This is a genomic window from Pirellulales bacterium (genome assembly GCA_035533075.1).
Taxonomy (GTDB): domain Bacteria; phylum Planctomycetota; class Planctomycetia; order Pirellulales; family JAICIG01; genus DASSFG01.
The window spans coordinates 1-10044 of the sequence record DATLUO010000086.1 but is presented as its reverse complement, the minus strand read 5'-3'; the positions used below and the strand labels follow the sequence as shown (position 1 = coordinate 10044).

General features: G+C 64.2%; 10 protein-coding genes and 1 pseudogene. 6 read left to right on the top strand and 5 right to left on the bottom strand.

Annotated elements, in window-relative coordinates; genetic code table 11:
- Positions 1–510: 510 nt before the first annotated feature.
- The 3 genes from VNH11_11605 to VNH11_11595 are packed head-to-tail and all read left to right on the top strand — an operon-like array spanning position 511 to position 3143.
- The gene (locus VNH11_11605) at positions 511–816 is read left to right on the top strand and encodes a MoaD/ThiS family protein (GenBank protein HVA47003.1); all 306 of its coding nucleotides are present in this window, start codon (positions 511–513) and stop codon (positions 814–816) included.
- 4 nt (positions 817–820) lie between these two features.
- On the top strand, positions 821–1927 hold the full coding sequence (locus tag VNH11_11600; GenBank protein ID HVA47002.1) for a hypothetical protein: 1107 nt from the start codon (positions 821–823) through the stop codon (positions 1925–1927).
- 16 nt (positions 1928–1943) lie between these two features.
- The gene (locus VNH11_11595) at positions 1944–3143 is read left to right on the top strand and encodes a GspE/PulE family protein (GenBank protein ID HVA47001.1); all 1200 of its coding nucleotides are present in this window, start codon (positions 1944–1946) and stop codon (positions 3141–3143) included.
- Between the two features lie 99 nt (positions 3144–3242).
- Here VNH11_11595 and VNH11_11590 read toward each other — a convergent pair.
- From VNH11_11590 to VNH11_11575, 4 genes and pseudogenes are all read right to left on the bottom strand, one after another.
- Positions 3243–3548: pseudogene (locus VNH11_11590) on the bottom strand (DUF5615 family PIN-like protein).
- 45 nt (positions 3549–3593) lie between these two features.
- Positions 3594–3827 carry a DUF433 domain-containing protein gene (locus tag VNH11_11585; protein ID HVA47000.1) on the bottom strand — a complete coding sequence of 78 codons (234 nt, stop codon included), beginning with the start codon at positions 3825–3827 and terminating at the stop codon, positions 3594–3596.
- A gap of 69 nt (positions 3828–3896) precedes the next feature.
- Positions 3897–5183 (bottom strand): citrate synthase, encoded by a 1287-nt coding sequence (locus VNH11_11580; protein HVA46999.1) that lies wholly within the window; start codon positions 5181–5183, stop codon positions 3897–3899.
- Positions 5184–5232: 49 nt separating this feature from the next.
- Complete coding sequence (locus VNH11_11575; GenBank protein ID HVA46998.1) at positions 5233–5775, bottom strand: class IV adenylate cyclase; 543 nt, start codon at positions 5773–5775, stop codon at positions 5233–5235.
- Between the two features lie 222 nt (positions 5776–5997).
- Here VNH11_11575 and VNH11_11570 point away from each other — a divergent pair, with 222 nt between their 5' ends.
- The 3 genes from VNH11_11570 (at position 5998) to VNH11_11560 (ending at position 9501) form a co-directional block, all read left to right on the top strand.
- Positions 5998–6789, top strand: coding sequence for a hypothetical protein (locus VNH11_11570; GenBank protein ID HVA46997.1), 792 nt, complete (start codon positions 5998–6000; stop codon positions 6787–6789).
- Between the two features lie 125 nt (positions 6790–6914).
- Complete coding sequence (locus tag VNH11_11565) at positions 6915–8348, top strand: AI-2E family transporter (GenBank protein HVA46996.1); 1434 nt, start codon at positions 6915–6917, stop codon at positions 8346–8348.
- A 73-nt stretch (positions 8349–8421) separates the two neighbouring features.
- Positions 8422–9501 carry a hypothetical protein gene (locus tag VNH11_11560; protein ID HVA46995.1) on the top strand — a complete coding sequence of 360 codons (1080 nt, stop codon included), beginning with the start codon at positions 8422–8424 and terminating at the stop codon, positions 9499–9501.
- On the opposite strand, the gene VNH11_11555 is transcribed toward VNH11_11560, so the two are convergent.
- Positions 9498–10044: hypothetical protein (locus VNH11_11555; protein ID HVA46994.1), on the bottom strand; the 547-nt coding region annotated here is incomplete at its 5' end. The two genes, VNH11_11560 and VNH11_11555, sit on opposite strands and share 4 nt — an antisense overlap.

Genomic DNA, 10044 nt, shown 5'->3' with positions numbered 1-10044 from the left:
CTTGTTTCGAGACTTCATCGATGCGACTGCGACGTTGCACATCGACGAGCGGTCGATCGTGGTGCAGTTTCAGAAACGCGCGCACCATCCGCTCTTGATCGCGGCTGGCTTTGACAAGACCGACACTCGCATTCCGTGGCTAGGCAACAAGCGCCTGCGATTTCAATTCGGTTGAAGCGCCGCTATGGTGTAAAGCGATCGACTAAGGTCCCCCCGGCCCCGTTGGATCGGGGGGGCCGACTCTTAGGTGAATACGGCACTATGGGAATCCAGGCTAGTTTTAGACGGCCCGGACGACACGCGAGTTTTTTGTTTTTCACAAGCAAATCTGAACCCTGAACCCTGAAACCTGAATGCGGGCTCATCGAGTGAATGACGGCCGCCGCCGTCACACGTTGCTTTTCCCGTAAATCTGCGATATGTTTTTCCACGGCAGTCCGGCCCGCGAGACGAAGGCACGGCACAGCAGTGCCTTCAGCCTTCGCGGCGGCGCCTCAACACACTAAGGCGATGGACGACACGGTTCGATCAGTCCGAGTTCTGATTCCGGCGGCGCTCGAAACGCTGCTGAGCGGTCGCGGCGGGCGGCAACGCTCCGAGCTTTGCCTGACGGCGGCCAACGTTCGCGGGCTGCTGGCCGAACTCGAGCGGGCCGAGCCGCAAGTCTACGTCCGCCTGTGCGACGAGCGCGGCGAGCCGCGGCCGCACGTCAATGTCTTCGTCAACGACGACCATGTCCGCGCGCGGGCCGGACTGGATACGCCGTTGGCAACGGGCGATCTGGTCAGCATCCTGCCCGCTGTTTCTGGAGGTTAAAGGCATGGCTCAGCGCACGGTCAGTCGGGTGGTGGTCGCCGTCGGCACCAAAAAAGGGTTGTTCGTGCTCGAGGGAAGCAGCACGGCGCGCCGGCTGGAGCTGCGGGGACCGTTTTTTCCCGGCATGCCGCTGAACACGGCCCTGATCGACCGCCGCGGCAAGACGCCCAAGCTGCTGGCCGTGCCCAGCTCGCCGTGGTTCGGCACCACCCTGCAAGTGAGCAAAGACCTGGGCAAGAAGTTCAAGCCCACGAAGTCGGCCCCCGCGTTCGCCGCCGACGACGGACGCACACTGAAGAACGTTTGGTCGCTGGCGGCGGGCGGCGATTCGAAAGACTATCTCTGCGGGGTCGAACCGGCGGCCCTGTTTCGCAGCGGCGACGGCGGCGACACTTGGGAGAAGGTGCCGGGTATCACCGACCACCCCCACGCCCGCCAGTGGCAGCCCGGCAACGGCGGACTTTGCCTGCACACCATTCTCCGGCACGGCGACGCCCTGCACCTGGGCATCTCGACCGGCGGACACTACACCAGCCGCGACGGCGATCGGAGCTTCGCGGCGGAGAACGCGGGCGTCGGCGCCGGCTTCATGCCCGACCGCTTTCCGGAGTTCGGTCAGTGCGTCCACAAGATCGCGGCCCATCCGGCCCGTCCGGAGCGGCTCTATATGCAGAACCACGGCGGCTTTCCGGACGATCCGACGCTGGGCGTGCTGCGCAGCGACGACGGCGGCCAGAGTTGGAAGAGCATCGCCAAGGGGCTGCCGAGCGACTTCGGGTTTCCGGTGGCCGTGCATCCGCACAACGCCGACATTGTGTACGTCGTTCCACTGGAAGGGGCCACTCGCACTTGCCCCGCCGCGCGGCCCGCGGTTTGGCGGAGCGAAAACGCCGGCGAAACCTGGCAGCGGCTGAGCGAGGGCCTGCCCAAGAAGGAAGCCTGGTGTACGGTGCTGCGCGACGCGATGGACCTCGACGACGGCCGCCGCCCCGGCGTTTGGTTCGGCACCACCACCGGCCAGCTTTGGCGCGGCCGCGACGGCGGCGAGTCGTTCGAGTGCGTCGCCAGCTCGTTGCCGCCCATCCACTGCGTGAAAGCTGCGGTCGTGTGACCCCATTCGCAACGATATGACCCTCGAATCCCTGCGTCACGAACTCGCGGCTTTCGACGCGGGCGATCCGCAATACGCCACGCTCGTGGTCGAGCGGCTGCTGGCCGCCGGACGCCAGGTCGAAGCCAGCGATCTGCACCTGCTGCCGACGGCCACCGGCCTGGACATCCAATGGCGCATCGACGGCGTGCTTCAGCCGCTGGCCGTGATGCCCGCACCGTTGGCGCCCAACGTCGTGGCCCGGCTCAAAGTGCTGGCCGGGCTGCTCACCTATCGCACCGATACGCCGCAAGAAGGCCGCATTCGGCAGGCGGCCGGCGCCGAGGTGCGCGTGAGCACCTTTCCGACGCTTTATGGCGAGAAAGCGGTCGTGAGGTTGTTTGCCGACCGCGGCCAGTATCAGTCGCTCGAATCGCTGGGCTTGCAGGCGGAAATCGTGTCCGGGCTAAGGCGATTGCTGGCAGAAACGTCGGGAGCGATTTTGGTCACCGGGCCGGCGGGCAGCGGCAAGACGACCACGCTCTACGCCTGCCTGCGCGAAATCGCCCAAACGTCGCACGGCAGCCGCAGTCTGGCTTCGCTGGAAGATCCGATCGAGATGGCCGTGCCGGGCGTGGCCCAGTCGCAGGTGAATGCGGCGGCCGGTTTCGACCTGGCGGCCGGGCTGCGGTTTTTGCTGCGGCAAGATCCCGAGGTCATCATGCTGGGCGAGATTCGCGACCGGGCCACGGCCGAGACCGTCTTTCAGGCCTCGCTCACCGGGCATCTCGTGCTGACCACCTTTCACGCGCCCAGCGCCGTGGGCGCCATCAGCCGGCTGTGCGACATGGAGATCGCGCCCTACCTGCTGCGCAGCGGCATCTTGGCCATCATTTCGCAGCGGCTGGTGCGGCGGCTCTGCGAGTGCGCCGAGCCGACCGACGACGCCGACTCGCGGCTCGGCTTGCCGGTGGGCACGATGCTCGCCGCGCGGGGATGTTCGCTTTGCGGGGGGACGGGCTATCGGGGCCGGACCGTATTGGCGGAAATGTTGACGGTGCAGAACAACGATCTTGCCCGTGCCATCTTGTCGCGCGGCGATCGACCGCGTCTGCAACAGCTTGCTTTGGAGAGCGGCATGGTGCCGCTGGTGCGTCGGGCATGCGACGCGATCGAAGCCGGAGTGACCACGCCCGCCGAAGCTCGCCGCGTGCTGGGGTTCGGTGATGACGTGTAGGGTGGGACCAGCGAGCTTGCGAGCGCCGGCCCACCGGGGACTAACGGGGCTCGCTACCAAAAAGTGGTAGGCATGCTCAAAAACGGGCCGACCTCGCTCTCACGGCAGGGGCCGAACGCGGACCCGAAAGTCCTCAACCACCGCGAAATGGCCAATCCACGCCGCGGCGTCGGTAAACGAATCGAGGACGCGCGCCAACACGTAGTTCGGAGCTTGCGTGTGCAGGCGGAACAGCGCTACTCCGCAGGTCGCCGGAAGGCCCCAACGAAATGCTAATTCGCCGAAATCTTTGTCAAACGTCACGACCAACCGCCCTTCCGCCTGGGCGCGACCGAGAATGACGTCGTCGGCCGCTCCGGGCATGTCGGTCCTGGCCCAAAGCACGTCGTGGCCGGCGACCCGAAGCGCCTCAACGGCGACCCCGAGGGAAGTTTTCGTTGGCTAAGATGTTCATGGGGCCGACATCAAATACACCCGCTCGCTCTTGAGGGTGTCCGCGGCATAGTGCAGGCATGCCTGGATATCGTCGCTGGTGATGCCTGGATAGTTGTCGATAATCTGTTGCTGCGACCAGCCGTTGGCAAGCAATTCGACGATGAATTCAACGGCGAGCCGCGTACCCTTGATTACCGGCTTGCCGACGAGCACGCGCGGATTAATCTCGATCCGCTCTTCCCAATTCATGATGGTTCTCCTCGCTTCCAAATCAGTCCGAATGGCCCGCAAGCCATGATTTCGCGTGCCGCTTCGCGTTTACCGCTTGTCGCGGGCCACGAACTCGCGCACTTTCGCGCCGGTGTAAATCTGCCGCGGCCGGGCGATCTTCTTGGTCGGCGAATGATGCATCTCGGCCCAATGGGCAATCCAGCCCGGCAACCGGCCGATGGCGAACAACACCGTAAACATCTGCACCGGAATGCCCATCGCCCGGTAAATGATGCCCGAATAGAAATCGACGTTCGGGTACAGCTTGCGCTCGATGAAATAGGGATCGGAAAGGGCCGCGGCTTCAAGCTCCTGGGCGATGTCGAAAATCGGGTCCTTGATCTTGAGCTTCTTCACCAGCAGGTCGCAGGTGGTCTTGATGATCGACGCACGCGGATCGTAGTTCTTGTAAACCCGGTGGCCGAAACCCATCAGGCGGAAATGGCTGTTCTTGGCTTTGGCCAGATCGATGTACTTTTTGACGTTGCCGCCGTCGCCGCGGATTTTTTCGAGCATCTCGACGCAGGCCTGGTTCGCGCCGCCGTGCAGCGGGCCCCACAGGGCGCAGATGCCCGCCGAGACCGAGGCGAACAGGTTGGCGTTGCTCGATCCGACCATCCGCACCGTCGAGGTGCTGCAGTTCTGTTCGTGGTCGGCGTGGACGATCAGCAGCAGGTTGAGCGCATCGACGAAATCGGGGTCGAGCTCATAAGGCTCGCTCGGCACCGCGAACATCATCTGCAGAAAGTTCTGGCAATAGCTCAGGTCGTTGCGCGGGTAGATGAACGGCTGGCCGATCGATTTCTTGTAGCTGAAGGCGGCGATGGTCGGCAGCTTGGCGATCAGCCGAAAGATCGAGACCTGCACCTGCTCCTCACTGTGCGGATCGAGCGAGTCCTGATAGAAAGTCGACAGCGCCCCGACCACCGAACTGAGAATGGCCATCGGGTGAGCGTCGCGCGGAAAGCCGTTGTAAAAGGCCTTCATGTCTTCGTGCAGCATGGTGTGCCGCCGCAGCGAATTGCGGAAGGCTTCGAGCTGCTGCTGGGTCGGCAGCTCGCCGTAGATCAGCAAATAGCTCGTTTCGATGAAGTCGCAATGCTGCGCGAGGACTTCAATCGGGTAGCCCCGGTAGCGGAGCACGCCCTGCTCGCCGTCGAGATAGGTGATGGCGCTGGTGGTGGCGCCGGTGTTCACATAACCTTCGTCGAGCGTGATCAACCCGGTCTGCGCTCGCAACTGCGAGACGTCGATGGCCTTTTCGTTCTCCGTGCCGACGACCACCGGCAAGTCGATCTCTTTGTCGTCTATGCGGAGCTGGGCCGCGTCACTCATCCAAATCTTCCTTTCAGCCGATGAAGCAAGCACCTGCCATCGAGGCAGTTTATCGCCCGGCGGGCGGTTTCACAAGCAACAGATCGCTGTAAGAACCGTCGACGCGGTCTTGCGGCGCCACACCCAGGCGGCGTGCCAATTCCGTCACCAGGCCAACGGCTTCCGCTTCGTCGTCGCCCGGCGACATGACGGCCTCGAACTCGACGAACTCTCCCAGCCCGATGACGCGGTCGAGGTGGATGCGAACATTGCGATAAAGAAATACTTCGCGCTCTTTCTCCACGACGACGAGCACGCCCAGTGCGGCGGTGAGAGCGGCCTTGAGCGTGGCGGGATCGGCGACGCCGACGAGCCAGTAATCGCTGGCGCGGGGCGTCGTGGCGTCGGGCCGCGCGTAGGCCACAAGCTGGGCCGGCTCGGGGTCGCGCTGGCGCAGCTTGAGCCGTCCCTGAGAGCAAACAAAGTAGGTGTCGGTTTGCCGTTCGCAGAGCGGCGGTCCCGCAAGCTCGGCACAATGCGCTCGGGCGCGGTCCAGCGAATTCAGGCGGGCCTTGAGTTCGATGTTGCGGCGCGGCGATGGTGAGGGCGGCATATTGAGACCTTACCGCTCGACCAGCGGCATGTTGTTTGCGTGACATAAGCGTTGCGCGTGGTTGACGCATTTGGAGGATGGCCTTCCGAGGCCGTTCAGAGCGGAAAAAAGCAAGAGACGGCCTAGGAAGGCCATCCTCCGAGTTTCCGATCCTCAGCCGCGTGAAGTATCGATCCAGACGTCCGAGCGCTTGAAAACCGGGGAGATCAGAATATGCGATGCATGAAAAGGTACAAGTGGCTGGCCGTGGTTGCCGCGGCCCTATCGTTGGGTTTGTCGGCCACCAAAGAGGGCCACGCGCAAGCGGGTGCAGGCGGGGCGGGCGGCGCCGGCGTGGCGCCGGGAGCACCGGGTGGCGTCGGCGCCGGAGGCGCGGGTGCGGGAGGCTTCGGAATGGGTGCCGGCGGGGCGGGCGGCGCGGGGTTCGGAATGGGCGCGGGAGGAGCCGGCTCCGGATTTACCGGCAGCGGTGTCGGCATTGGCGGCACTCAGGCGGCTCCGGGAGCGCACATCGGCACGATGCTCCCAGGTCCCTTGGGCAACACCATTGAGCAATCGCCCGGCGTCAACGGTTCCAGCCTGGCGCCAGGCATCCGTTCCGGAAGCCTTGTCCCCGGCAGGCGCTTAGGGCAACCGCGCTTTGGCAAGACTCCGCCGGCCGGCGGTAATGGTGCCATGGGCAGAGGCAAGGGCCCGGTGCCAAAAGGCGGCGATCCGAATCCCGCCGAGACGCTGCTGAAGGATATGGACGGCACGCACGCCGGTCAGCGCTCGGGCCACGCCGCACTGCGACCACCCCGGCGGTATCGGCGAAGCAAAGGCGGCTTGAGCAGCGACCCGCCGGCCTTGGCGCCCGAACGCATCGAGGAACAAGCTGTCTACTTCGCCAAGCGGGGAGCTTACGAGGACATGGTTTATCATCCCTATAAGGGATCGTATCGGCAAAACGAGGCGACCCGTTCAGCCCGCTCAGGCCGCAGTCGCGGGGCAGGTGCGCCATCGAGGGGCGGCTGATCCGCTGGTAGACGGTAGACGGGGTGACGAGCGGAAAGACGCTGATTGGGCGTCCGCGTCTACTGTCTACCGCCTACCGTCTACCCTACAATGTGCCACAACTGTCCCGATATAGGCGACTCGTTATGGCGCGTGTGGTCTCTTTTATTGTCTTGGTGGCCATTCTGCTGGTCATGGGGGGCCTGTTCTTTCACGTCATGGCCGGCTTTTTTGTGCCGCTCTTTCTGGCGGTGCTGCTGGCGGTGATTTTTCGGCCGCTGCACCACTGGTGCGTCACCCGTTGCCGCGGGCGCGAGCGGTTGGCCGCCGCGTCGACCACGTTGGCCATCCTGACGATCGTGATGGCCCCCTTGCTCCTGGTGCTGATTCAGGCGGCGTTCGAGGCCAGCTCGATCGCCCGGCACTGGAACTCGGTCGCGATAAGGCAGAAGCTGGCCGCCCTTCGTCAGCGCACGGGGCTCGATTTGCCGCCCCCGCCGGTGATGGCCGGCCTGCGAAGGCTCGAAGCCGCGCTCGATGCCTGGCAAAGGCACCAGCCCGTCGATGAAGAACGGGCAATTGCGGAGATGGCCACCGCCGGCGGCGAGTTGGCGGCGGTCGTACACCACGAGCTTCAAGGTTTGGACCATGCCCCAAGCTGGGCCACGACACAGGACCGCGGACGTCTCGCCGCCGACGTCGATCGGCTGGCCACTGCCGCCCGGCCGCTGCGCACCTCGCCCGTGAGTGAGGATCAGGTCGCCGAGGCGGCAGCGGCGATCGACGAGGCCTTCGATGCGCTGTCGGGCGACCTGCTGGGAACGACCTGGAAAGCCTGGCTGAAGCGCCAGGCGAATCCATCGGAAGAGCAGCTCGCGCTGTGGCGTACCAAAGCGCGGCAGTTTGCCGACTCGCTGGCGGTCGGCTCGGCGCAGTACGCCGGCGACGTGTTGCCCGATCTGTTGATCGGTTTGGCGGTGATGATCGTCGCGCTGTATTATTTTCTCGCCGACGGCTCGGCGATGATCAAGTCGTTCATGCGCATCTCGCCGCTCGACGACCGTTACGAAGAGCAGCTTCTCAACGAGTTTGCCACGGTCAGCCGCGCGGTGGTGGTGGCGATGTTGTTATCGGCCGTGGTGCAAGGCGTGCTGGCGGGCATCGGCTACTTCTTCGCCGGCATCGGCTCGCTGGCCCTGCTCACGATGCTGACGATGTTGTTCTCGCTGGTGCCGTTCGTCGGCGGCACAGCGGTGTGGATTCCCTGTTGCCTGTGGCTGTTGTTGGACGGTCGGACGACGGCGGCCATCGTGCTGGCCGCCTATTGCGCGGTGATCGTCTCGGCCGCCGACAATTTCATCAAGCCGTTCGTGCTGCAGGGCCAATCGAATCTGCACCCGCTCCTGGCCCTGCTCAGCGTGCTGGGGGGCGTGAAGGCGCTCGGTCCGATTGGCGTCGTCGTCGGTCCGATGATCGTGGCTTTCCTGCAAGCTCTGCTGAAGATGGTGCAGATCGAGCTGGAGCAGCTCGGGGCCGGCAAACCGGCGCCGGCGCCGCCCGTGACCGCAACGAGCGATTGACTTTTGCCATCACCCCTCCAAATAATGGCGGGCGTGTCGAATCGCGTGATTCTTTCGCTGTGAGGGTCCTGTCATGCGAACTCGTTGGTTCGCGTCGTTCGCGGTTGTGGTGATCGCATTGTCGCGGGGCGTCGCTTGGGGCCAAGCGCCACCGCCGCCGGGGCCGCATCACCATATCTCGCTTCCGCCGCAATATGGCGCGACGGTCGCTTCGACCATCATCTTCGCCCAGGCCTCGTATATCGCCGCGGTGGGCGACTTTCTGGAATCGGCGGCCATCGCGCGGCGGCATAACGCCATCGCGGCCGAGCACGAGATGCGAAACTCGGTGCTGTGGGTGCAGACGTATTTCGAACGCCGCGCGCTGAACCGCGCCTACCCGCTCAAGGAGAACCCGGCGTACCTCGACAAAGAGGAATCGCGGCAGAAGCAGCAAAAGCGGCTGATCGAAAAACTGCCGCAGAACGTCATCGCGGGCGACGTGACTCATGAACTAAATTGGATGTTGCGTGAGCTGGCCGCCGCCTCGATGGCCTATCAGTTAATGCCCGGCCCGCAGTCGCTGGCCGATTCAGTGGCCGATCAGAAGCTCGACTCAGGCGACGTGCATCACATCCGCCTGACCGATGGCGCGAAAGTCGGCGGGTCGAAGGCCGTGCGGGCCGGCGGGCCGATGGTCGGGCAAGTCATTGCGTTTCGCGCCGACGCCGCCGATCCCACCGCCACTCGCTGGCCGCGGGCGCTGCGGACGCGCGAGTTCGACGAGCCGCGGCGGCGGTTCGAAGAAGCCCTCAAGGGCGCCGCGCGAGAGATCGGCCAGACTGGCCAACGCAGCCGCGAGAAAGAGGAAGCTTTGATGGCCGCCATCGACCGGCTCTCGGCCGTGTTCAACGGCGTTTACCCGGCCAAAGAAAACGCGCAGTCGCCGCAAACATATCTCGTCTACCAGGGCGGCAAACGCTACCTGCAATCGCTGGCCGGCGGGGTGTTGCGGTTGTTGGAGACGAACGACGCCCACGTATTCGACGGCTCGTACCGCTTCACCGGCGACAGCGTCGTCGACCTCATGAACCATCTTTGCCGCTACGGACTGGGACCCGGAAAAGGGGGACCCGGAAAAGGACCCGGAAAAGGGGATAAGTCCCATTATTAAATGGACCCGGAAAAGGGGATAAGTCCCATTATTAAATGGGACTTATCCCCGTTTCCGGGGTCTGCGAGCTTGTAATCGGCTCCTGCTTCAAGCAGGTATAAGACGCTTTCAAAATCGTTGCAACCGGCAGCCAACGCAAGCGGATAGGATGGCACGATGGGGCCATTAGGCCCCTCTCTCGGCGAAGGCGGCCAAGGTTTGTCGATGTCCGCCCCATGTTCCACCAGTAACTTGACGTTGCCGAGAAATCTGGCATCCTTAGGGAATATCATGGATCTTTTGCCGAGTGCGAATTTGAGAGGGGTCCCTTCGCTCGGCCGGCCGCGGCCGACGTTGACCAGATTGGGATCGGCCCCGTGTTCGAGCGCCAAACGGAGCCACCACGGGTCTTCCTCCTCCGCGGCCCAGTGCGTCACCACGCGCCTGCCGCTCATGATCACGTTGGGATCGGCCCCGTACTTCAAGAGGGCCTCGTAGCTGTCGCGGTTCTTCTCCTTCAGCGCCACCCACAGCGGCGTGCTCCCCCCGGAACCGCGCACGTTG

Coding starts and splice junctions, on each gene's coding strand:
- VNH11_11580 (HVA46999.1), bottom strand. CDS start 5,183: ATGAGTGACGCGGCCCAGCTCCGCATAGACGACAAAGAGATCGACTTG.
- VNH11_11585 (HVA47000.1), bottom strand. CDS start 3,827: ATGAATTGGGAAGAGCGGATCGAGATTAATCCGCGCGTGCTCGTCGGC.
- VNH11_11605 (HVA47003.1), top strand. CDS start 511: ATGGACGACACGGTTCGATCAGTCCGAGTTCTGATTCCGGCGGCGCTC.
- VNH11_11570 (HVA46997.1), top strand. CDS start 5,998: ATGAAAAGGTACAAGTGGCTGGCCGTGGTTGCCGCGGCCCTATCGTTG.
- VNH11_11595 (HVA47001.1), top strand. CDS start 1,944: ATGACCCTCGAATCCCTGCGTCACGAACTCGCGGCTTTCGACGCGGGC.
- VNH11_11560 (HVA46995.1), top strand. CDS start 8,422: ATGCGAACTCGTTGGTTCGCGTCGTTCGCGGTTGTGGTGATCGCATTG.
- VNH11_11600 (HVA47002.1), top strand. CDS start 821: ATGGCTCAGCGCACGGTCAGTCGGGTGGTGGTCGCCGTCGGCACCAAA.
- VNH11_11565 (HVA46996.1), top strand. CDS start 6,915: ATGGCGCGTGTGGTCTCTTTTATTGTCTTGGTGGCCATTCTGCTGGTC.
- VNH11_11575 (HVA46998.1), bottom strand. CDS start 5,775: ATGCCGCCCTCACCATCGCCGCGCCGCAACATCGAACTCAAGGCCCGC.